Annotated in this window: 15 protein-coding genes, 2 pseudogenes and 1 riboswitch; of the genes and pseudogenes, 8 read left to right on the forward strand and 9 right to left on the reverse strand. The window is 70.1% G+C overall.

What is annotated here, in order from left to right:
- Positions 1–91: 91 nt before the first annotated feature.
- The 3 genes and pseudogenes from WBG99_RS08125 to WBG99_RS08135 form a co-directional block, all read right to left on the reverse strand.
- A pseudogene (locus WBG99_RS08125) lies at positions 92–876 on the reverse strand (M23 family metallopeptidase).
- A gap of 12 nt (positions 877–888) precedes the next feature.
- Positions 889–1,063, reverse strand: a riboswitch (cyclic di-AMP (ydaO/yuaA leader).
- Positions 1,064–1,266: 203 nt separating this feature from the next.
- Positions 1,267–2,655, reverse strand: coding sequence for a pitrilysin family protein (locus tag WBG99_RS08130; protein ID WP_338895685.1), 1,389 nt, complete (start codon positions 2,653–2,655; stop codon positions 1,267–1,269).
- Positions 2,652–4,028: a pitrilysin family protein gene (locus tag WBG99_RS08135; protein ID WP_338895686.1), complete on the reverse strand. Its 1,377-nt coding sequence runs from the start codon at positions 4,026–4,028 to the stop codon at positions 2,652–2,654. Before WBG99_RS08135 ends, WBG99_RS08130 begins: the two co-directional genes overlap by 4 nt.
- Positions 4,029–4,406: 378 nt before the next feature.
- On the opposite strand from WBG99_RS08135, the gene WBG99_RS08140 reads away from it, so the two are divergent.
- Positions 4,407–6,860, forward strand: a complete 2,454-nt coding sequence (locus tag WBG99_RS08140; protein ID WP_338895687.1) for a DNA topoisomerase IV subunit A — start codon at positions 4,407–4,409, stop codon at positions 6,858–6,860.
- A gap of 54 nt (positions 6,861–6,914) precedes the next feature.
- On the opposite strand, the gene WBG99_RS08145 is transcribed toward WBG99_RS08140, so the two are convergent.
- Positions 6,915–8,030 (reverse strand): GTP-binding protein, encoded by a 1,116-nt coding sequence (locus WBG99_RS08145; protein ID WP_338900261.1) that lies wholly within the window; start codon positions 8,028–8,030, stop codon positions 6,915–6,917.
- Between the two features lie 384 nt (positions 8,031–8,414).
- On the opposite strand from WBG99_RS08145, the gene WBG99_RS08150 reads away from it, so the two are divergent.
- Positions 8,415–8,930, forward strand: coding sequence for a DUF6082 family protein (locus tag WBG99_RS08150; protein ID WP_338895688.1), 516 nt, complete (start codon positions 8,415–8,417; stop codon positions 8,928–8,930).
- A gap of 262 nt (positions 8,931–9,192) precedes the next feature.
- Complete coding sequence (locus WBG99_RS08155) at positions 9,193–9,429, forward strand: hypothetical protein (RefSeq protein ID WP_338895689.1); 237 nt, start codon at positions 9,193–9,195, stop codon at positions 9,427–9,429.
- A gap of 209 nt (positions 9,430–9,638) precedes the next feature.
- Here the strand turns inward: WBG99_RS08155 and WBG99_RS08160 are convergent, their stop codons facing one another.
- Positions 9,639–10,811 (reverse strand): citrate synthase/methylcitrate synthase, encoded by a 1,173-nt coding sequence (locus WBG99_RS08160; protein ID WP_338895690.1) that lies wholly within the window; start codon positions 10,809–10,811, stop codon positions 9,639–9,641.
- A gap of 97 nt (positions 10,812–10,908) precedes the next feature.
- On the opposite strand from WBG99_RS08160, the gene WBG99_RS08165 reads away from it, so the two are divergent.
- The 4 genes from WBG99_RS08165 to WBG99_RS08180 all read left to right on the forward strand — a co-directional run bounded on the left by WBG99_RS08165 (position 10,909) and on the right by WBG99_RS08180 (position 16,008).
- Positions 10,909–12,189, forward strand: coding sequence for a citrate synthase (locus WBG99_RS08165; RefSeq protein ID WP_338895691.1), 1,281 nt, complete (start codon positions 10,909–10,911; stop codon positions 12,187–12,189).
- Positions 12,190–12,310: 121 nt separating this feature from the next.
- Entirely contained in the window at positions 12,311–13,249 is a 939-nt protein-coding gene (locus WBG99_RS08170; RefSeq protein WP_338895692.1) for a sucrase ferredoxin, read from the forward strand.
- 312 nt (positions 13,250–13,561) lie between these two features.
- Positions 13,562–15,331 (forward strand): sensor histidine kinase, encoded by a 1,770-nt coding sequence (locus WBG99_RS08175; RefSeq protein WP_338895693.1) that lies wholly within the window; start codon positions 13,562–13,564, stop codon positions 15,329–15,331.
- Complete coding sequence (locus WBG99_RS08180; RefSeq protein WP_338895694.1) at positions 15,328–16,008, forward strand: response regulator; 681 nt, start codon at positions 15,328–15,330, stop codon at positions 16,006–16,008. The genes WBG99_RS08175 and WBG99_RS08180 overlap by 4 nt, the downstream gene beginning before the upstream one ends.
- Positions 16,009–16,027: 19 nt before the next feature.
- Here the strand turns inward: WBG99_RS08180 and WBG99_RS08185 are convergent, their stop codons facing one another.
- The 3 genes and pseudogenes from WBG99_RS08185 to WBG99_RS08195 all read right to left on the reverse strand — a co-directional run bounded on the left by WBG99_RS08185 (position 16,028) and on the right by WBG99_RS08195 (position 20,511).
- Positions 16,028–17,620: a cation acetate symporter gene (locus tag WBG99_RS08185; protein ID WP_338895695.1), complete on the reverse strand. Its 1,593-nt coding sequence runs from the start codon at positions 17,618–17,620 to the stop codon at positions 16,028–16,030.
- The gene (locus WBG99_RS08190) at positions 17,617–18,150 is read right to left on the reverse strand and encodes a DUF485 domain-containing protein (protein WP_338895696.1); all 534 of its coding nucleotides are present in this window, start codon (positions 18,148–18,150) and stop codon (positions 17,617–17,619) included. The genes WBG99_RS08185 and WBG99_RS08190 overlap by 4 nt, the downstream gene beginning before the upstream one ends.
- Positions 18,151–18,388: 238 nt before the next feature.
- Positions 18,389–20,511 (reverse strand): annotated as a pseudogene (locus tag WBG99_RS08195) (DNA topoisomerase IV subunit B).
- 467 nt (positions 20,512–20,978) lie between these two features.
- Between WBG99_RS08195 and WBG99_RS08200 the strand changes: the two are divergent.
- Positions 20,979–21,203, forward strand: a complete 225-nt coding sequence (locus tag WBG99_RS08200) for a hypothetical protein (protein WP_338895697.1) — start codon at positions 20,979–20,981, stop codon at positions 21,201–21,203.
- 141 nt (positions 21,204–21,344) lie between these two features.
- Here the strand turns inward: WBG99_RS08200 and WBG99_RS08205 are convergent, their stop codons facing one another.
- A complete protein-coding gene (locus WBG99_RS08205; RefSeq protein ID WP_338895698.1) occupies positions 21,345–22,160 on the reverse strand; it encodes a serine protease in 816 nt (271 codons plus the stop codon).
- Positions 22,161–22,294: the final 134 nt, after the last annotated feature.

Here is a 22,294-nt window from a genome sequence, read left to right on the forward strand (position 1 = left end):
TCCATGGATATTTTTTGGACATCGGGTACGCCACAACGAGGAAAGCCCCGGCTCGGCGAGCCGGGGCCTCCCGCGAAGCACTGTGAGCGCGTCAGACGTTCACGCCGTGCGAGCGCAGGTACGCGAGGGGATCGATGTCCGAGCCGTACTCGGCCGTCGTCCGCGCCTCGAAGTGCAGATGCGCGCCGGTGACGTTGCCGGTCGCCCCGGAAAGGCCTATCTGCTGGCCCGGGGTGACCGTCTGGCCGACGGAGACGGCGATGGACGACAGGTGGCCGTACTGGGTGTACGTGCCGTCGTTCATCCTGATGATGATGTTGTTGCCGTACGAGCCCCCCAGCCCGCCTCGACGACGGTGCCGGAGCCCACCGCCTGGACGGCGGTGCCGGCCGCGGCGTGGAAGTCGACGCCGGTGTGGCTACCGGAGGACCAGACGGCGCCGCCGGCCTTGTAGCCGGTGGAGACGTACGAGCCGCTGATCGGGGCGACGTAGGAGTTGAGGCGCTCACGCTCGGCGGCGCGGGCGGCACGCGCCTTGATCTCCTCGCGCTCCTCGGCGGCGGCACGTTCCTGTTCGGCCTTCTCGGCGGCGGCCTTCCTGGCCGCCTCCTGTGCCTTCTTCTTGACGGCGGCCACCTCGGCGGCCTGCTGCTGGGCGACGGCTTGGGCGTCGACCTGCTCGGCGACCGTGTCCCCGAGGGTGATGATCTGGTTCAGTCCGGTCTGCTCGGGAGCCGGCTCCGCGGCGAGCGCGGGAGCGGCGAGGGTTCCGATGACACCGGTGCCGGTGAGAGCGGCGACGCCCACGTTCCTCGTGGTCGCGCGCTTCACGCGGCCGGGTCGGCGGTGCTTCCCGGGGGCGCGGGTGAACGCCATGAAGTGGCTGGTCCTTTCCTTCCCTCTCGCCTACCGGGTTAGCTGACGGGTTCGGAGCAGGAAGGTCTCCTACGGAAACCCCTCGTGTCGCGGCGCTTCGCGAAGGGCGTCCGATTCACCCCAGGGACTGCGGTGGGTCCCCGGCTCCCCTGGCTCGCGCCATACGGGGACTCGGCGATGACTGTCCGGTGCCGCGGCTGCGGCGGACTGCTGACGAACAGCCGGACTGACGCTAAGCGGGCCGTCCTCGAAATAACAAACGAATCACGGGTTTTGTAGCGCACGCCACAGGGCAGACGTGCAACCTCTGCCATCAATATGGACAAACAGGGGCCCCGGTGACTCCTCAGTCACCGGGGCCCCTTCTGTACGCCGCCTTCCGTCCTGCCTCTACTCCGCCGGTACGACGGTGACTTCGCCGATACCGAGGGCCCTGACCGGCTCCTCGATCGCGGCGGCGTCGCCGACGAGGACGGTCACCAGACGGTCCACCGGGAAGGCGCTCACGGCGGCCACGGTGGCCTCCACCGTGCCGGTGGCGGCGAGTTGCCGGTAGAGCGTCGACTGGTAGTCGTCCGGCAGGTACTGCTCGACCTGGTCGGCCAGTGTGCTCGCCACGGCCGCGGCGGTCTCGAACTTGAGGGGGGCGACCCCGACGAGGTTCTGTACGGCGACGTCGCGCTCGGCGTCGGTCAGACCCTCGGCGGCGAGGGTGCGCAGCACCGTCCACAGGTCGTCGAGCGCCGGCCCGGTGTTCGGCGTGTCGACCGAGCCGCTGACGGCTAGCATCGCGGTGCCCGAGCCGTCGGGCGCCGAGCGCAGCACCTGGCCGAACGCGCGCACGCCGTAGGTGTAGCCCTTCTCCTCGCGCAGGACCCGGTCCAGACGGGAGGTGAGGGTGCCGCCGAGGCAGTAGGTGCCGAGCACCTGGGCCGGCCACACGCGGTCGTGCCGGTCGGCGCCCACTCGGCCGATGAGCAACTGGGTCTGGACGGAGCCGGGACGGTCCACGATGATCACCCGCCCGGTGTCGTCGGCGGTCACCGACGGCACCGGGCGCGGCTTGGCCGGGGAGCTGGTCCAGGCGCCCAGGGTGTCGCCGAGCACCGCGTCGAGGTCGACACCGGTGAGGTCGCCGACGACCACGGCGGTGGCCGTCGCGGGGCGCACGTGCCTCTCGTAGAAGGCGCGTACGGCCGCGGAGTCGATGCCCTCGACGGTCTCCTCGGTGCCCTGGCGGGGGCGCGACATGCGCGAGTCGGCCGGAAACAGCTGCTTGGACAGCTCCTTCGCCGCCCGGCGGCCCGGGTTGGCCGTCTCGTGCGGGATCTCGTCGAGCCGGTTTGCCACCAGCCGCTCGATCTCGCTGTCGGCGAACGCGGGTGCCCGCAGGGCGTCGGCGAGCAGGCCGAGCGCCTTCGCCAACCGGGACACGGGCACTTCCAGGGACAGGCGTACACCGGGGTGGTCCGCGTGCGAGTCCAGGGTGGCGCCGCAACGCTCCAGCTCGGCGGCGAACTCCTCGGCGGAGTGCTTGTCGGTGCCCTCGGAGAACGCCCTGGTCATGATGGTGGCGACGCCGTCGAGGCCGGCCGGCTCGGCGTCCAGAGGCGCGTCGAGGAGCACCTCGACGGCGACGACCTGCTGGCCGGGACGGTGGCAGCGCAGCACGGTCATGCCGTTGTCCAGGGTGCCGCGCTCGGGCGCCGGGAAGGCCCAGGGCCTGGCCTCGCCGGCCTGGGGCTGCGGGTGGAAGTCCATGGTCGCGAGATCGGTCACTTCTCCGACTCCTCGTTCTCGTCGGTGGTTTCGGCGGCCTGCGCCGCGGCGGCCTCCTCTTCCTCGTCGCCGGCGACGGGCTCGTAGACGAGCACCGCGCGGTTGTCGGGCCGCAGGCGCGCCTTGGCGACCTCCTGGACCTCTTCGGCCGTCACCTCCAACACGCGGTCGACGGCGGTGAGGGCGAGCTTCGGGTCGCCGAACAGGACCGCGAACCGGCACAGTTCGTCGGCGCGGCCCGCGACCGTGCCCAGCCGGTCCAGCCACTCGCGCTCCAACTGGGCCTGGGCACGCTCCATCTCCTCCGCCGTGGGGCCCTCCGCGGCGAACCGGGCGAGCTCCTCGTCGACGGCGGCCTCGATGACGGGTACCTCGACATCGCCCGAGGTCTTCACGTCCAGCCACGCCATGGAGGGCGCGCCGGCCAGCCGCAGCAGACCGAACCCTGCCGCCACGGCCGTACGGTCACGGCGTACGAGCCGGTTGTACAGGCGGGAGGACTCGCCGCCGCCGAGGATCGTGAGCGCCAGGTCGGCCGCGTCGCACCCGCGCGTGCCGTCCTCCGGCAGGCGGTAGGCGGCCATCAACGCGCGCGCGGGCACGTTCTCCTCGACGACCTCGCGCAGTTGCTCGCCCACGACGTCGGGCAGCGCGCCGCTCCGCGGTTCGGGTTTGCCGTCGTAGGAGGGGATGGAGCCGAAGTACTTCTCGACCCAGGCGAGCGTCTGGTCCGGGTCGATGTCGCCGACGATCGACAGGACGGCGTTGTTGGGCGCGTAGTACGTCCGGAAGAACTGGCGGGCGTCCTCCAGGCTCGCCGCCTCCAGGTCGTCCATCGAGCCGATCGGCGTGTGGCGGTAGGGGTGGCCCTCCGGGTAGGCCAGGCGGAAGATCCGCTCGAAGGCGGTGCCGTACGGCACGTTGTCGTAGCGCTGCCGACGCTCGTTCTTGACGACGTCCCGCTGGTTGTCCAGGTTCTTCTGGTCGAGCGCGACCAGCAGGCTGCCCATGCGGTCGGCCTCCAGCCAGAGCGCGAGCTCCAGCTGGTGGGTGGGCATGGTCTCGAAGTAGTTGGTGCGCTCCCAGCTGGTCGTGCCGTTCAGCGAACCGCCCGCGCCCTGGACCAGCTCGAAGTGCCCGTTGCCCTGTACCTGCCCGGAGCCCTGGAACATCAGGTGCTCGAAGAGGTGGGCGAGACCTGTGCGGCCCTCGACCTCGTGGCGCGAGCCGACGTCGTACCAGAGGCACACCGCGGCGACCGGGGTCAGGTGGTCCTCGGAGAGCACCACGCGCAGGCCGTTGTCCAGGCGGTGCTCCTTCACTGTCAGGCCTCCGGAGCCTGCCTCGGCTGTGGCCGTGTGACCCATGGGCATGTACGTCCCTTCGATCGCTGTGCTGTGGTCGCGGAATCCGTCGCCGAGTCCGTCGTGGAATCGTCGTGGGACCGCCGTTTTCCTGCCGGTCCTGCCACTGTATGCAAGCGCGCGGGCCCCCGGAGAAGTTCCCGCGTCGCGTACGCCGAGAGCGAGACCGGAGGTTGCGGGGCGCGAAGGGTTGGTTAAGGTCGGCGCACACGGTTGACGCGACGGCCCCGAAGGCCGGGGCGTGCGGTCGACGCCGGGTCGTGTCCGCGTTGTCAGTGCGGCAGTCCACAATGGTCCGCATCAGACCCTGTTCCCGTCTCGGCGCGAGCGCGCCGCGGACGTGAGCGCCCCGTAGGTGAGCGACCAGAAAAAGAGGAGCCGGCAGCGATGGCCCGCCGCAGCACGAAGACCCCGCCGCCCGACGACGCGTACGAGGAGCGGATCCTCGACATCGACGTCGTCGACGAGATGCAGGGCTCCTTCCTGGAGTACGCGTACTCGGTCATCTACTCCCGAGCCCTGCCGGACGCCCGGGACGGCCTGAAGCCGGTGCACCGCCGGATCGTCTACCAGATGAACGAGATGGGCCTGCGCCCCGACCGCGGCTATGTGAAGTGCGCCCGCGTCGTCGGCGAGGTCATGGGTAAGTTGCACCCGCACGGCGACTCCTCGATCTACGACGCCCTGGTGCGCCTCGCCCAGCCCTTCTCCATGCGGCTCCCCCTGGTCGACGGCCACGGCAACTTCGGCTCGCTGGGCAACGACGACCCGCCGGCCGCCATGCGGTACACCGAGTGCCGGATGGCCGACGCGACGAGCCTGATGACGGAGTCGATCGAGGAGAACACGGTCGACTTCGCGCCCAACTACGACGGCCAGGAGCAGGAGCCGGTGGCGCTGCCCGCCGCATTCCCGAACCTGCTGGTGAACGGCGCGTCGGGCATCGCCGTCGGCATGGCCACCAACATGCCGCCGCACAACCTGAGCGAGGTCATCACCGCCGCCCGCCACCTCATCAGGCACCCGAACGCCGACCTGGACACGCTGATGAAGCACGTGCCGGGCCCCGACCTGCCCACCGGCGGCCGGATCGTCGGTCTCTCCGGGGTCAGGGACGCGTACGAGACGGGCCGCGGCACCTTCAAGATCCGCGCCACGGTGGCCGTGGAGAACGTGACGGCCCGCCGCAAGGGCCTCGTCGTCACCGAACTGCCCTTCACCGTCGGCCCGGAGAAGGTGATCGCCAAGATCAAGGACCTGGTCGGCTCGAAGAAGCTGCAGGGCATCGCCGACGTCAAGGACCTCACCGACCGCCAGCACGGCCTGCGTCTCGTCATCGAGATCAAGAACGGCTTCGTGCCTGAGGCCGTTCTCGAGCAGCTCTACAAGCTGACGCCGATGGAGGAGTCCTTCGGCATCAACAACGTGGCCCTGGTCGACGGCCAGCCCCTCACTCTGGGCCTCAAGGAGCTCCTGGAGGTCTACCTCGACCACCGCTTCAACGTCGTCCGCCGCCGCTCGGAGTTCCGCCGGGGCAAGAAGCGTGACCGTCTGCACCTGGTCGAGGGCCTGCTCACGGCCCTGGTCGACATCGACGAGGTCATCCGCCTGATCCGCTCCAGCGAGAACTCCGCGCAGGCCAAGGAGCGCCTGATGGAGCGTTTCTCCCTGTCGGACATCCAGACGCAGTACATCCTCGACACCCCGCTGCGCCGCCTCACCAAGTTCGACCGCATCGAGCTGGAGTCCGAGAGGGACAGGCTCAACGCCGAGATCGCGGAGCTGACCCGCATCCTGGATTCGGACGCGGAGCTGCGCAAGCTCGTCTCCTCCGAACTGGCCTCGGTGGCGAAGAAGTTCGGCACCGAGCGCCGTACGGTGCTGCTGGAGTCCTCGGGCGCCTCGGTGGCGACGGTCCCGCTCCAGGTGGCGGACGACCCGTGCCGGGTGCTTCTGTCGTCGACGGGTCTGCTGGCCCGTACGGCGGGCGGCGAGTCCTTCGCGGGCGGGGACGGCAAGCGCGCCAAGCACGACGTCATCGTCTCCGCCGTCCCCGCGACGGCCCGGGGCGAGGTCGGCGTGGTGACCTCCACGGGCCGTCTGCTGCGCCTGAGCGTGGTCGATCTGCCGCAGCTGCCGGAGACGGCGGCGGCGCCCGGCCTCTCGGGCGGCGCCCCGCTCGCGGAGTTCCTCTCCCTCCAGGACGGCGAGACGGCCATCTGTCTGACGACGCTCGACGAGTCGTCGCCCGGCCTGGCCATCGGCACCGAGCAGGGCGTCGTCAAGCGCGTGGTCGCCGACTACCCCTCCAACAAGGAGGAGCTGGAGGTCATCACCCTCAAGGAGGGCGACCGGATCGTCGGCGCCGTCGAGCTGCGCACCGGCGAGGAGGATCTGGTCTTCATCACGGACGACGCGCAGCTGCTGCGCTACCAGGCCTCCCAGGTCCGCCCGCAGGGCCGTCCGGCCGGCGGTATGACCGGCATCAAGCTCACCGAGGGCGCCAAGGTCATCTCCTTCACGGCCGTCGACCCGGCCGCGGACGCCGTCGTCTTCACGGTGGCGGGCTCCCGGGGCACGCTCGACGACTCCGTCCAGACCACCGCCAAGCTCACCCCGTTCGACCAGTACCCCCGCAAGGGCCGCGCCACGGGCGGCGTCCGCTGCCAGCGGTTCCTCAGGGGCGAGGACTGCCTGTCCATCGCCTGGGCGGGCCCCGCCCCGGCCCGCGCCGCCCAGAAGAACGGCACCCCGGCCGACCTCCCCGAGATGGACCCGCGCCGCGACGGCTCGGGCGTGTCCCTGGGCAAGACGGTGTCGTCGGTGGCGGGGCCGGTGTGAGCGGGGGCCGGGCCCTTCGCGGGCGGGCGTAGCGAGCGGCCGTTGGCGGCGCGGTCAGAGACCGTCGTACGGGCCCTCGGGTACGTCGGGCTCCTCGGCCTCCGCCTCCTGTACGTAGCGCAGGACGCCCCACATGCTGTGTTCGTCGGCGTGTGGGGCGTCGTCCTTGCAGGCCTCCAGCTCCTTGCTCAGGGCCGTGCCGTCGATCCCCGATCCGATGAGCACGAGCTGACTGAGACGGCTCTCGTCACCGTTCTCGTCACCGCCCGTCCAGGGCTCGGGATAGAACCGCAAGAAACGCCCGACGGCATGCACGGCGTAACGGTTCCGGAGGTCGTACGGCCCGAAGTCGACGTACCCCTTGATGCGGTAGAGCCCATCGGGCCTGCTGTCGAGGAAGTCCATGAGCCGGCGGGGATGCAACGGAACGCCGGAGACGAAGGCGACGCTGTCGTAGCCGGAGTGCAGATGCCCGACGTGGTCGTCCCCGTCCTCGCCATGGGTGTGCCGATGCAGGTCGTCGAAGGAGAGCTGGCCGATGCGCTCCTCTGAGGGCCGGCAGTCGAAGAGGAACTCGGGATCGACCCGCCCGTAGGTGGCGGGCACCACGGCCGCACGGTCACTGAGCGAGCGGACGAGCGACAGGACGCGCTCCCCGTCCTCGGCCCGGTCGAGCTTGTTGACGACGACGAGGTCGGCGATGGCGAGATGCCGGTCCGTCTCGGGATGGCGCTGCCGGGTCTCGAGGAACTCGGCCGCGTCGACGACTTCGACGAGCCCGCCGTACACCACCCGGGGATTCTCACTGGCGAGCACCATCCGCACGAGTTCCCGCGGTTCCGCGAGACCACTGGCCTCAATGACGATGACATCGATCCCGGCGGCGGGCTCGGCAAGCCGCCCCAGACAGACATCCAGCTCACTGACGTCGACGGCACAGCACAGACACCCGTTGCCCAACGACACGGTGGAGTCCCCGAGTGCCCCGGCCACCGCCATCACGTCGATCTCGATGGCTCCGAAGTCATTGACGACAGCACCGATACGGCTGCCACCGCTGCGGTGGAGGAGGTGATTGAGCAGGGTGGTCTTACCCGAACCGAGAAACCCGGCGAGGACGACGACCGGGATCTGCCGCGCCCCCTGCGGACTCGGACTCGGACTCTGAATCGACGACTGGCTCAACACGCGTCCTCTCTCCCACCGTTGCGTGCGCCGGCTCGCGACCGGCCACCGCACGAGGACGGCTCATGGACCGGCTCTCGCCGGAACGCCGCAGCTCTCGTGCGTCCCTTGCATGCCGCCCCAGGATACGAGTGGTCCCGAACGCCCCGGGGAGTGAACGATTGTCAGCGGCGCCCGCGGGGCACACGTTGGGCATGGCGCCGATTCGCGCGACCCGCACATCCCTCTGTGCGCCTCCTCTCCGCCTCCCAGCCGACCAGTGCCGCTCGGACACACTGGAGGCGGCAAGCGCCGCCCACCGCTCGCCGGTCCCCACCTGTCGCCCCACTTCCGACGACCGGCGGACGGCTGCCTGAACCGGGGGTTGACATGATCACACAGAACATTGGGACAGGGAGGTGGGGCTCCGCCGCCCGGCAGAGGCTTGCGTCGACCGCGCACGCCCTGGCGAAGCGAAGCTCCCGACAGCGCAAGCGCGCCGCACTCGCCGAGCAACACCGACTGCACTTCGACCTGCTGTGCAGGGCCATGGCCGACCCCGCGCTGGCCGCCGTGCTCGATACCTATGAGAGCGACACCCCACCGGAGCGACAGCGTCAGTACCTCTTCGCCAACGCTCTCTACGTCAACGCCCTGTACTTTCACCGCATCGGGGCGCTCAGTCTGCCGGAGCTGTACGGACACCTGCGGGTGATGTCCCGCAACACGATCTTCCGGGACTACTGGGCCGCCACCCGTCATCACCGGGAGAGCCTGCCGGACACATCCGACGAAGCGGCGCTCGGCGAGATGATGAACCGTCTGGTGGAGGAAATGAACAAACTGGTCGAGGAGCACGACGACGGTGACGAATGGTGGGTCATAGGGCAACCGCCGGACGAGTGATTCACACTCAAGTCCCTTGGTTCGGCGAGACGTTCGGACGGCAAGACCGATACTCTGCCCGCATCCTGCCCAGGAGGAACATCCTGCTCAGGTCATTGCATGTGCGGCGTAGGGCTGCAGATCCCCACCCGAGGCAGCAGCCCTTTCATGAGCATCCGTGGGCCCGCTCATTGAATCGATCGGACGCAAGATGGGCCATCAGCCCGCGCAGCGCTCCGCTCACGTGTGGGCCCATCCCTCTCGATTGCCCTAGGAACCGGACTTGAAGATCGTGCGTCGAGTCGGCGCCTCGCCCAAGGAGCGCGGCAGCGCCACGGGCCAGACCTGCCCCGACATCTTCGAACTCAGTGACGGAAACTTCGCCGTCATCGGCACGGAAGCCACCACCTCTCTCGACAGCGAACTGCCGCCCGACGCAGCGCGCGCCGACTACGAACGCATCGTCGTCATCAGCCGCGAAACCCTCATCCGCGCCAAGGCGGACATCCCCGACGTCTGACGCCGCCGTGTGACGGTCCGGGACATCCCCATGCCCCGGACCGTTCCCACGCCGACGGCACAGGTGCTTGACACGTGGCGGTCGATCAGCGCCCGTGACAAACGCCTTCCTCCTGTTCGAAACCGTGCTGGCGGAGCTCCACCGCGGCACGCCTCCATCCACGGCCCGAGAGGACAGTCCAGCGCTCGTCTACAGGTCACGGCCCCTGTTCAGCCGACTCTGACCACCGGAACCGCCACCGGCGCTCCCGGCCCCACGTACCGTGCCGCCGGGCGAATGATCTTCGAGTCCTCCGCCTGTTCGAGGATGTTGGCGCTCCAGCCGACGGTACGGGCCGCCGCGAAGGTGGGGGTGAACATCTCGCGGGGCAAACCGCAGAGCTCCATGACGACGCCGGCGTAGAACTCGATGTTCGTGTGCAGCGCGCGGCCGGGCTTCAGTTCGGCGAGAATCGACTCGACCTTGCGTTCCACCTCCACCGCGAAGGCGACCCGCGGGCCCCCGAACTGCTCCGCGATGCCGCGGAGCATGCGGGAACGAGGATCCTCCGTGCGGTAGACGGGGTGGCCGAAGCCCATGATCCGGTCGCCGGAGAGGACGCGTTCGCGGATCCAGGAGTCGATGCGTTCGGGGGTCCCGATGGCGTCGAGGGTGTCCAGGGCGCGGCTCGGGGCACCGCCGTGGAGAGGACCGGAGAGCGCACCCACGGCACCCACGAGGCACGCCGCCACGTCCGCGCCCGTCGACGTGATCACTCGCGCCGTGAAGGTTGACGCGTTGAATCCATGGTCAATGGTGGAGATCAGGTATTGCTCGATCGCCCGTGCCCGCAGTGGATCCGGTGCCGAACCGGTCAACATGTAGAGGTAGTTCGCGGCGTACGGAAGGTCGTCTCGCGGCTCGATCGGATCCTGTCCCCGTCCCAGCCGGTACAAGGCCGTGAGCAGGGTGGGCACGGCAGCCGACACGGCCAGCGCGTCCGCGCGGCGCCGGTCCGCGTCGAGGTCGTACACCGGCCGGAATCCCCTGGAGGCGCCGAACAGCGACAGGGCGGTGCGGAGGCCGGACAGCGGTCCGGAGTGGGCGCTCGCCGTCGCGATCGCGGGCAGCGCTGCTCTTACGTCGTCGGGCAGCCGACGCAGGAGGCGGACCCGGGCGGCGAACGCGGCCCGCTGCGTCGCGTCCGGCAGTTCGCCGTGGACCATCAGGTGCCAGACGTCCTCGAAGTCACGGGTCTGCGCGAGTTCGACGGCCGAGTACTGGCGGTAGTGGTAGAAGCCCTCCTGCCCTCTGACGTCACCCAATGAGGTGTCGGTGACGACGACGCCCGCGAGTCCTCGCGGCACGTCGACGGGGGCGGTCGCGGCACGGTCGATCGGCATGTCTCCTCCTTGGACTTGATTCGACTGTCCATGATTGACTCATTCCTGTCAATATTGATTGAATCAATGTAATATCTGCACGGATACGGTGGCGTCCATGACGGAGCAAGGCGATCGAGAATCTGCGAGTGCGGCGAACACCCCCGCCTACGCCGGCCGACGGCTCACGACCCGGGAGACCGCGGAACTCCTCGGCGTGAAACCGGAGACCGTGTACGCGTACGTGAGCCGCGGGCAGCTCAGCAGCCGACGTGATCCCGGTGGGCGGGGCAGCACCTTCGCCGCCGAGGAGGTGGCGGCGCTCGCCCGTCGCAACAGGCGGGAGAGCAGCGGAAGCCCTGCCACAGATGGCGAACTCGCCGTCCGTACCCGGCTCACCCTCATCGAGGATGACCGCTACTACTTCCGCGGGGTCGACGCCACCGAACTCGCCGCGCACCGCTCCTACGAAGAGGTCGCCGAGTGGCTGTGGACGGGGGAGCTGCGGCCCGGCGTCACCTTCACCGCCCCGAAGGCGTCCGCCACCGCCGCCCGCCGGGCGGTGGACGCGCTGCCGGAGCACAGCGGGCCCCTGGACCGGCTTCGGGTGGCGGCGATCGCCGCCTCGGCGGCGGACCCCCTGCGCTTCGACCTCTCCGAGGAGGCCGTCCTCGGCACCGCCCGCACCCTCATCCCCACCCTCGTCGGCGCCCTCCCGCCGGTCCTGCGCTCCCACCGTGACTCGGGGCCGCTGGCCGACCGCCTCTGGGCGAGGCTCAGCGCCCGTACCCCCGACACTGCGTCACTGCATGTCCTGAACACGGCACTCGGGCTGCTCGTCGATCACGACCTGGCCGCCTCCACACTCGCTGTCCGTGTCGCGGCGTCGGCCCGCGCCCACGTGTACGCGGCCGTTTCGGCGGGGCTGGGCGCGCTCGAAGGCCCGCTGCACGGCGCGGCCAGCGCGCTCGCCCACCGGCTGCTTCTCGACGTACTGGACCAGGGCGACGCCGCCCCGGTGATCGCGGACGAACTGCGGGCCGGCCGCAGCATCGCCGGGCTAGGCCACCGCCTGTACCCGGGCGAGGATCCACGCGCGCGTGTCCTGTTCGCGATCCTGGAGGACGTGCCCCGGGCGGCACCGGCCATCGCCGCCGCCCGCGACATCGTGGCGACCGCCGCCCGCCACACGCCCCTGCACGCCAACGTCGACCTGGCACTCGCGGTCTTCACCGTCTCCTACGGCATGCCCTCCTCCGCGGGCGAGACCGTCTTCGCCGTGGCCCGCACGGCGGGCTGGATCGCTCATGCTCTGGAGGAGTACGGGGAACGCCCGCTGCGGATGCGCCCGAGCGGCCAGTACGTGGGAGCGCGCCCGCCGCAACCGCTCCCGGGGTGAACCCATGCAGCACTTCATGCTCCACAACCCTGAGTCCCCGACGCGCCCCTGGCGCCCCTGTCGCCGCCCCTTCGGCCCGGCCGGAAGTCACTCATGCGCAACTCAGGTTAGGCTCACCTCTGTGAGTACGTGCACATCCGCGTCCCGACACCTCGACGAGCCTCTCGCGGGGACCGCCGCCACGGCGAGGACATGGCTGCTGCTGGAACAGCCGGGACCCTGGGGCGTCAAGGCGCTCACTTCGAGCCACCTGGATCCCGCGCTCGGCCACGCCCTCGAAGCGGCGGCGGAGGGTACCGGCGTACGCGTGGCGCTCATCCGGCGCCCCGGCCGCCACGCGGACTGCCGTGAGGTCCGTGAGCGGCGTGTGTACGCGGCTCACACCTCTCCCGGGAACATCTGGCTGCACAGCGCCACGACGTCCGACCCCCGGCAACTGCTCGACCTCGATCTCGCCGCCCTCGGCAGGGGCGACCATCGCACCTTCGGGACGGTTCTGCAGGGCCGACCCCACACCGGCGACCCCCTCGCGCTCGTCTGCACCAACGGCAAGCGCGACCGCTGCTGCGCCCTCCTCGGCCGCCCGCTCGCCGCCGAACTGGCCGCCTCCGGACTCGAAGGCACCTGGGAGGTCACCCATCTGGGCGGTCACCGTTTCTCGCCGACCCTGCTCGTGCTGCCCTTCGGATACGTGTACGGCCGCGCCGAGGCCCCTCACGTCAAGGAGGTCCTTCACGGCGTACGGGATGGACGGATCGTCACGGAGGGGTGCCGCGGGAACTCCGCCTGGGAGCGCCCCGGACAGGCGGCCGAGCTGGCGGTGCGCACGGAGACGGGCGAGGACGCGGCCGACGCGCTCACCGTCGTCCGCACGGACGGCACGGCACCCCGCTGGACGGTGACCGTCACCCACGCCGACGGCCGCCGCTGGACCGTCGCCGTCACCCAGGGCGCCCCCCAGCCGCCCCGCCCGGAAAGCTGCGGGTCCCCGCTCGGCTCCCCCGCCACGATGGACGTCATGACCGTACGAGAACTCGCCCCGGCCGCACCGACGCGCTAGAAGTGCCCTGAAGATCTTGAAATCGCGCCCGGCTTGCACCCATTCACTCCGATTGACATCTACCGGCGATCCGGGGCGAGCCGGGCGGCCAGAGCAAGATCTTCATCGGCCTTCTAGGGCGTGTTTCGAAAGTCCCGTCTGGCTCGCGTCCCGTCCCAGCGGCTCCCAGACCGACTGCCGGACGGACTGCCGGCCACCCGGCATCCAGGCTCAGGACGCCGCTCCGCCCCCTCGCCGCACAGGAACCCGCGCCTGAGATCCGCGCCACACCCCACTACGGCCGGCCCGCCCCGTCCACGTACCGTCGTGGGTATGAGCCCCACTCCCTCCGCACGCCGTCTGCGTCTCGGTCTGCCGCGGCGGGTGTTCTCGCAGGTCCTGCTGATGCAGGTGGTGATCGCCGCAGGTGTCGCCGTCCTCGCGACGGGCCTGTTCCTCGCGCCGCTCGGCGACCAGTTGGACGACCAGGCGATGCGCCGGGCCCTCGCGATCGCGCAGACCACGGCGGTGCAGCCGCAGCTCGCCGAGGATCTCGTCTCGACGCGGCCGTCCGTGAACGGCCCCGTGCAAGCCGAGGCCGAGCGAATCCGAAGGGCCAGCGGGGCCGAGTACGTGGTCGTGATGGACACGTACGGGACCCGTTGGTCGCACCCGGACGCAGCGGAGATCGGCGGAGTCGTGTCGACCGACCCGCGCCGCGCCCTGGCCGGGCAGGAGATCATGGAGATCGACTCGGGGACCCTGGGGCGCTCCGCCCGGGGTAAGGTGCCGCTGCGCGACGCCGAGGGGAAGATCGTGGGCGCCGTCTCGGTCGGTATCGAGTACGACAATGTGCGCGCCCGGTTGGTCCACGCGATCCCCGGGCTCCTCGCGTACGCCGGCGGGGCCATGGCCGTCGGTGCGCTGGCCGCGTATCTGATCTCCCGACGGGTCCACCGTCAGACCCGTGACCTGGCCTTCTCCGACATCGCGGGGCTGCTGGCCGAGCGTGAGGCGATGCTGCACGGCATCCGGGAGGGCGTGGTCGCGCTGGACCGCGCCGGCCACGTGCGTCTACTGAACGACGAGGCGCACCGGCTGCTGGGCATCGGCGACGAGGTGGTCGGCAGGTCGCTCGACGACGCGCTCGGCCCCGGCCGTACGACCGATGTACTGGCCGGCCGGGTCACGGGCACCGACCTGCTGACCGTTCGGGGTCACCGCGTCCTGGTCACCAACCGCATGCCCACCGGCGACGGCGGTGCCGTCGCAACCCTGCGCGACCGCACCGAACTGGAGCAACTCGGCCGTGAACTGGACTCCACGCGCGGCCTGATCGACGCCCTGCGTGCCCAGGACCACGAGCACGCCAACCGGATGCACACACTCCTCGGCCTGCTCGAACTGGAGATGTACGACGAGGCCGTGGAGTTCGTCGGCGAGGTGGTCGGGGACCACCGGACGACCGCCGAGCAGGTCACCGAGAAGATCCACGATCCGCTGCTCGCCGCGGTGCTGGTCGGAAAGGCGACTGTCGCGGCCGAGCGCGGAGTGGCGCTGTCGGTCGCGAGCGGCACGCTGCTGCCGGACCGGCTGATCGACCCCCGTGGGCTGATCACCATCGTCGGCAACCTCGTCGACAACGCCCTGGACGCCGTCGCGGGCACCCGCCACGCGCGCGTGGCGGTCGATCTGCGCGCCGAAGGCCGTACGGCCATCCTCCGGGTGCGCGACACCGGTCCCGGAGTCCCGCCCGACCAACGGGAGTTGATCTTCACGGACGGCTGGTCCACCAAGACGCCACCGGCCCACCGCGAACGCGGCATCGGGCTCTCTCTGGTACGCCGCCTCGCCGAACGGCAGGGTGGCGGCGCCCGGGTCACGGAGGCGGCGGGCGGCGGCGCGGAGTTCACCGTCGTGCTGCCCGACGCACTCGCGGAGCCGGCCCTGGTGACTCAGACGTCCGGGTCGACGCTTACCTCTACGGCACCCGACGACGAGCCGGCTCGGCACGACGAGCCGACGGCCGACCGCGACGGGCGACCGGGGCCCGCGCAGGAGTCCGAAGCCGCCATCACAGCCGCCGAGAAGGAGTCGCGATGATCGAGGTCCTGATCGTGGACGACGACACCCGGGTCGCCCGCGTCAACGCCGCCTACGTGGAGAAGGTCGCCGGTTTCCACGTGGCGGGCGTGGCCCACAGCGCGGCCGAGGCACTCCACCAGTTGGGGACGCTTCCTCACACGGACCTGGTCCTCCTGGATCACTACCTGCCGGACGAGACGGGCCTCGCTGTGGTCCAGGAGATGCGTCGCAGGGGCCACCAGACCGACGTGGTCATGGTGACGGCGGCCCGTGACGTCTCGACGGTCCAGGCGGCGATGCGCCAGGGCGCGCTCCAGTACTTGGTCAAGCCGTTCGCGTTCGCCGGGCTGCGCGCCAAGCTGGAGGCGTACGCGGATTTGCGGCGCACCCTGGACGGCGGCGGCGAGGCCGAACAGGCCGAAGTGGACCGGATCTTCGGCGCGCTGTCGGCGGGCGGCGAGCCCGACCTGCCCAAGGGCCACTCCCCCACCACCGCCGAGCTCGTACGCCGTGCTCTGATGACCGCCGAGGGCGCGCTGTCCGCCCAGGAGGTCGCCGAACGGACCGGCCTCAGCCGCCAGACCGCCCAGCGCTATCTGAAGCTCCTGGAACGCACGGGACGGGCCCGCCTGACCCTCAAGTACGGTGACGCGGGCCGGCCGGAGCACCGCTACGCGTGGGCGACCCGCCCCTGAAGTCACGAGCCCCCGGCCGTCACACCGCCCCGGCGCCCGTCAGCGACCGTACCTCGGTCTCCGCGTGCTTCGCCTTGTCCGGCGGCTCGGCGGAGGTGACGGTGCCGAGCCAGCCCGCGAGGAACCCCAGGGGGATGGAGACCAGGCCCGGGTTCTGCAACGGGAAGTACTGGAAGTCGACGCCGGGGAACAGCGAGTCGGGACTTCCCGAGACCACCGGCGACAGCAGCACGAGAAGCACGGAGGGGACCAGTCCGCCGTACACGGACCACACCGCGCCACGTGTGGTGAAGCCGCGCCAGAACAGCGAGTACAGCAGCACGGGCAGATTGGCTGAGGCGGCGACCGCGAAGGCCAGACCGACGAGAAAGGCCACGTTGAGGTCCTTGGCGAGCAGTCCGAGCCCGATCGCGGCCACACCGATCCCCACGGCGGCAGCGCGCGCCACGGCGACCTCGCTGTACGGCTTCGCACGCCTGCGCCGCAACGACGCGTACAGGTCATGGGCGACGGATGCCGACGAGGCAAGAGTGATGCCCGCGACGACCGCGAGGATCGTGGCGAAGGCGATGGCGGCGACGATCGCGAACAGAACCGTGCCGCCGGTGGAGTCCGTGCCACCCCCCAGGTCGAGCGCCAGCAGCGGCACCGCCGTGTTCCCGGCCGCGTTGGACGCCCGTACGGCATCCGGGCCGACGATGGCGGCAGCGCCGAAGCCCAGCACGATCGTCATCAGGTAGAAGCCGCCGATGAGGCCGATCGACCAGACCACCGATCGGCGTGCGGCCCGCGCGGTGGGCACCGTGTAGAAGCGCGACAGGATGTGCGGCAGCCCGGCCGTGCCCAGCACCAGGGCGAGTCCGAGGCTGATGAAGTCGCAGCGCGCGATCCAGTCACCGCCGTACTTCAACCCGGGCGCGAGGAACGCGCCCCCGTGTCCGCTGCGCTCGGCCGCCGTCCGCAGCAGCTGGTCGAAGTTTCCGTGGAACCGCAGCAGTACGAGCACGGTCAGCGCGATCGTCCCGCCCATCAGCAGGACCGCCTTGACGATCTGGATCCAGGTGGTGGCCCGCATCCCTCCCAACGACACATAGACGACCATGAGGGCGCCGACCCCTACGACCGTCCAGGCCTGAGCCGCCTCGCTCTCGCCTCCCAGCAGCAGCGCGACGAGGGTGCCCGCTCCCACCATCTGCGCCACCAGATACAGAACGGACACGGTCACCGAGGAAGTTCCCGCCGCGATGCGCACGGGCCGCTCGCTCATCCGCGACGCGACCACGTCGGCGAGCGTGAACCGTCCGCAGTTGCGCACCAGTTCGGCCACCAGGTACAGCACCACGAGCCAGGCGACCAGAAAGCCCACCGAGTAGAGCAGGCCGTCGTATCCGAACAGGGCGATGAGACCGGAGACACCGAGGAAGGAGGCGGCGGACATGTAGTCGCCCGCGATGGCAAAACCATTCTCCATCGGCGAGAACAGCCGCCCGCCGGCATAGAACTCCTCCGCCGAACCATGCCGATTGCGGCCCACCCACGTCGTGATGCCCAACGTGACCGCCACGAACGCGCTGAACAGCACCAGCGCCAGCGTCTGATGGTCGGCGGTCACCGCTCGCCCCCTCGAACCCCACGGGTCAACTCCTGGGTGTCCCAGCGCAGATCGAGCGCCGCCCGGTCCCGGCGCAGCCTCGCGTGACGTGCGTACGCCCACGTGAACAGGAACGTCGTGGCGAACTGCCCGAGCCCGGCCAGCATCGCCACGTTCACCGCGCCCGTCACGGGCCGCGCCATCAGCCCCGGTGCTGTGGTCGCCGCCACCACGTACCCGACGTACCAGCCAAAAAAGACGGCGACACCCGGGATCACGAACCTGCGGTAGCGGCTGCGCACCTCCTGGAAGGCCGCGCTCCGTTGGACCTCCAGATAGATGTCCGCCGCGCCCCGGCTCCCCCGCGCATCGGGCACGACCGGTGCCGACCCGCCCGTACCGTCCAACTCCCCCCAGCCGGAGGCCAGCGCGTCGTACCAGGGATCGTCGAACCGCACATCCGCGCTGGCGAGGCCGTGCCCCTCGTGCTGCTCAACCGGGCTCTCAGAACCACCCCCGCCTCGACGGGAACGGCTGGTGCTTGACTGCATGCCCAAGCATGGACAGAACGGAAAGACCCCCGACTCTCGTCTTCACACTTCTTCACTCCATCAGGTGAAGCACCGGCCGACTTCCCCACCAGGGACGACCGACGACGGGCCGGCCGCGCACGACGAGAAGGGACGTGCCCGGGGTGTCCGCCCGCAGCGGCCTGCGCGTCAACAGGTGCGACCTCCCGGCCGACCCCTTCCGCGCCGACCGAGGCCGGGCACCCCCGCGGCGCAGCCGCTACGCGTCGATGCGTGACCGATCCAACGTCGCCGCAGAACTGGAGATGAACTCCTTGCGAGGTGCGACGTCGTTGCCCATCAGCAGGTCGAAGACCTGCTCCGCCGCCTCCAGGTCCGACAGGTTGATCCGCCGCAGCGTCCGGTGCCGGGGATCCATCGTCGTCTCCGCCAGCTGATCCGCGTCCATCTCGCCGAGACCCTTGTACCGCTGGATGGAGTCCTTGTACCGGACCCCCTTGCTCTGGAAGTCCAGCAGTTTGTCCCGCAGCTCCCTGTCCGAGTACGTGTAGACGTACTTGTCCTGCCCCTCTTCGGCTGGACGAGCTCGACCCGGTGCAGCGGGGGCACCGCCGCGAAGACCCTCCCCGCCTCGACCATCGGCCGCATGTAGCGCTGGAAGAGCGTCAACAGCAGGCACCGAATGTGCGACCCGTCCACATCGGCGTCGGTCATCATGATGATCTTGCCGTACCGGGCCGCTTCGATGTCGAACGTACGTCCCGACCCGGCTCCTATGACCTGGATGATCGCGCCGCACTCGGCGTTCTTGAGCATGTCCGTCACGGACGACTTCTGGACGTTGAGGATCTTGCCCCGGATCGGCAGCAGCGCCTGGAACTCGGAGTTCCGCGCGAGCTTCGCCGTACCGAGCGCCGAGTCGCCCTCGACGATGAACAGCTCGCTGCGGTCCACGTCGTCACTGCGGCAGTCGGCGAGCTTGGCGGGCAGCGACGACGACTCCAGCGCCGTCTTCCGCCGCTGCGCGTCCTTGTGCTGACGTGCGGCGATACGCGTACGGGCGGCCGCTACGGCCTTCTCCATGACGACCCGCGCCTGGGCGGCGGCGTCCCGCTTCGTGGAGGTCAGAAACGCCTTGAGCTCCTTGGAGATCACCTGCGCCACGATGCGCCGGGCCGCCGAGGTACCGAGAACCTCCTTGGTCTGACCCTCGAACTGCGGCTCGGCCAGGCGCACGGTGACGACGGCGGTGAGGCCTTCGAGGGCGTCGTCCTTGACGATGTCGTTCTCGGCGACGCGCAGCAGCTTCTTGGCGCGCAGCACCTCGTTCATGGTGGTGGCCACGGCCTGCTCGAAGCCCGCGACATGGGTGCCGCCCTTGGGGGTGGCGATGATGTTCACGAACGACTTGAGGGTCGTGTCGTAGCCGGTGCCCCAGCGCATGGCGACGTCGACGCCGAGCTCTCGGGTGACCTGGGTGGGCGTCATCTGGCCGTGCTCGTCCAGGACGGGCACGTTCTCCCTGAAGGTGCCCTGCCCCGAGAAGCGCAGGACGTCGCAGACCGGCTTGTCGGAGGCCAGGTACTCGCAGAACTCGCTGATGCCGCCGTCGAAGCGGAAGGACTCCTCGCCCTTGCTACCGCCCTCACCGAGGCCGAACTCGTCGCGCACGACGATCGTCAGGCCGGGCACGAGGAAGGCGGTCTGGCGGGCGCGCTGGTGCAGGTGTTCCAGCGAAAGCTTGGCGTCCTGCAGGAAGATCTGACGGTCGGCCCAGTAGCGCACACGCGTGCCGGTGCGTGTCTTGGGGATCCGCTTGGCCTTGCGCAGGCCGCTGGAAGCCTCGAACTTGGCGTCCGGGCCGGTGCCCACGAAGGAGCCGGGCACGCCGCGCCGGAAGCTGATGGCGTGCGTACCGCCGTTGCGGTCGACCTCGACGTCCAGGCGGGCGGAGAGCGCGTTCACCACGGAGGCGCCCACGCCGTGCAGACCGCCGGAGGCCGCGTACGAGCCGCCGCCGAACTTGCCGCCGGCGTGCAGCTTGGTCATGACGACCTCGACGCCGGAGAGGCCGGTCTTGGGCTCGACGTCGACCGGGATGCCGCGGCCGTTGTCCCGGACCTCGACGGAGGCGTCGTCGTGGAGGATCACCTCGATGTGGTCGCAGTAGCCCCCGAGAGCCTCGTCGACGGAGTTGTCGATGATCTCCCAGAGGCAGTGCATCAGGCCTCGACTGTCGGTCGATCCGATGTACATTCCGGGGCGCTTCCGCACGGCCTCGAGCCCCTCGAGGACGAGGAGGTGCCGCGCGGTGTAGTTGGAGCCGTCCCGGTCTGCTCCGGTGAGCAGCGCTGTGGACGGCACGGACGTGTCGGCGGTCACGCGGTTCGCTCCTCGCTGAATTTCAGGTGAGGCCCTTTGGGGTAAGGGGCCGGGCTCTGTTGCCGGTCCGAGGGTACAGAGGCCTGGTAGAGCCGCTGTAACACCACCCTCGTCGGAAACTCAGAGTAGTCCAGAGTCGCATGCACGTTCGATCCCTCGATGGGGTGAAGTACATATCACGTTCCCTTCGAGGCATGAACCATTTAGGCTCCGGGCACGTCCTCATGAACAACCGGCAACCCAGCCGGGAGGACCGTACAACCGAAAGAACGACCACCAGAACCACCGACAGACAGCGCGAACCCGTACGACACGAAGACACGCACTACGGCTCATTCGCCGCCAACCGGCAGCAGACAGCCGGCCCGGAAAGATTTTTTCGAGTTAAAGCCGCGAGCGGGAACGTTTTCGGCCTGGTTGGATGTTGACCCTGGTACGACAGCTCGTCGAGCTAGAGAAGAGGCGACGTGACTACTGTTCTGACCCCCGCGACCCCGCTGACGGCCGCTGACCGATGCGACCGCTGCGGCGCCCAGGCCTACCTGCGCGTCGTCCTGCTGAGCGGTGGAGAGCTGCTGTTCTGCGCCCACCACGGCCGCAAGTTCGAGCCGGAGCTCAAGAAGATCGCCGCGGAGATACAGGACGAGACGGAGCGGCTCACGGCCGTTCCCGCGACCGCAGAAGAGGACTAGCGCTGACGCTTCGCACCTACGACGAGCCGCCGCCGGCTCAGGGCCGGTAATCGGGCGGCCACTCCCGTATCCACGGGGTGGCCGCCCGCTCTCGTACCGTGCACGACTCGGCGCACGGCCCGCGTAGCCGTCGGCGCCGCCTCAGCGGCTCCCCGCCAGCACCCGGGCCGCGTACGAGCCCCTGGTGTAGACGCCGGGGTTCCCGGCGAGCCCACAGCCGCTCCCCCACGACACGAGGCCGATCAGCTTTCCCTGGGCGACGAGCGGCCCTCCGCTGTCCCCCTGGCAGGCGTCCCGGCCGCCGGTCTGCTCCCCGGCGCACACCATGGAGCCGGGCAGATATCTGCCTGCCGCGCTGCCCGGGTAGGCCCTTTCGCAGACGGCGTCCGCCAGTACCTTCACCGGCGCGGCCCGCAGGATCTGCGCGTAGTCGCCGGCACCCGAGGTGTCCCCCCAGCCGTAGACCCCGGCCCGCGTGCCCGGCGCGTATACCGCGTCGCCCGCACCCGCCCATCCGATGACGGAGTCCGCGGGCAGCGGCGAGGCGAGGGTGACCACCGCGAAGTCCCCGGCTTTCGTATAGGCGTCGTACTCCGGATTGACCCAGGTGCCGCTCACCGGAATCTCCTGGCCCTCGGCCGACCGCAGGTCGGCGCGGCCCGCGATGACTCTCAGGTCGACAATGCGTTCCGGTGGCGCGCCCAGCACGTCCTCGCTGAGGCAGTGGGCGGCTGTCAGGACGGTCGAGCGCCCCACCACGACGCCCCCGCAGAACTGTCCGGCCCGCGTACCCCCGAACCGGTCACGACTGGACAGTGCCACCGCCCAGGGCGCCTGGGAGATCTCGACCGGTTGACCGCCGATGACGACCTCCGCCGTCGCCGTTGGCGGTGACGCCAGAGGGATGACGGCCGTGGTGGCCACGAGGGCCAGCAGTCGGGCGAAGGATCGACGCATGCGCGCTCCTCACTCTGGGCTTCGATAACACACCCAGAGTGATCTACCAGATGGGCTGCCGCATGGGCACGCACACGCCGAAGGCCCGGCTCCTTCGAGGGAACCGGGCCTTCGAGCCGGCTGCGCGGGCAGGC

Source organism: Streptomyces sp. TG1A-60, assembly GCF_037201975.1.
GTDB lineage: Bacteria > Actinomycetota > Actinomycetes > Streptomycetales > Streptomycetaceae > Streptomyces.

Excerpts from the sequence above, each read along its gene's own strand:
- WBG99_RS08135 (WP_338895686.1), bottom strand. The coding sequence starts at position 4,028 with ATGCCCATGGGTCACACGGCCACAGCCGAGGCAGGCTCCGGAGGCCTG.
- WBG99_RS08140 (WP_338895687.1), top strand. The coding sequence starts at position 4,407 with ATGGCCCGCCGCAGCACGAAGACCCCGCCGCCCGACGACGCGTACGAG.
- WBG99_RS08150 (WP_338895688.1), top strand. The coding sequence starts at position 8,415 with ATGATCACACAGAACATTGGGACAGGGAGGTGGGGCTCCGCCGCCCGG.
- WBG99_RS08160 (WP_338895690.1), bottom strand. The coding sequence starts at position 10,811 with ATGCCGATCGACCGTGCCGCGACCGCCCCCGTCGACGTGCCGCGAGGA.
- WBG99_RS08165 (WP_338895691.1), top strand. The coding sequence starts at position 10,909 with ATGACGGAGCAAGGCGATCGAGAATCTGCGAGTGCGGCGAACACCCCC.
- WBG99_RS08175 (WP_338895693.1), top strand. The coding sequence starts at position 13,562 with ATGAGCCCCACTCCCTCCGCACGCCGTCTGCGTCTCGGTCTGCCGCGG.
- WBG99_RS08180 (WP_338895694.1), top strand. The coding sequence starts at position 15,328 with ATGATCGAGGTCCTGATCGTGGACGACGACACCCGGGTCGCCCGCGTC.
- WBG99_RS08190 (WP_338895696.1), bottom strand. The coding sequence starts at position 18,150 with ATGCAGTCAAGCACCAGCCGTTCCCGTCGAGGCGGGGGTGGTTCTGAG.
- WBG99_RS08205 (WP_338895698.1), bottom strand. The coding sequence starts at position 22,160 with ATGCGTCGATCCTTCGCCCGACTGCTGGCCCTCGTGGCCACCACGGCC.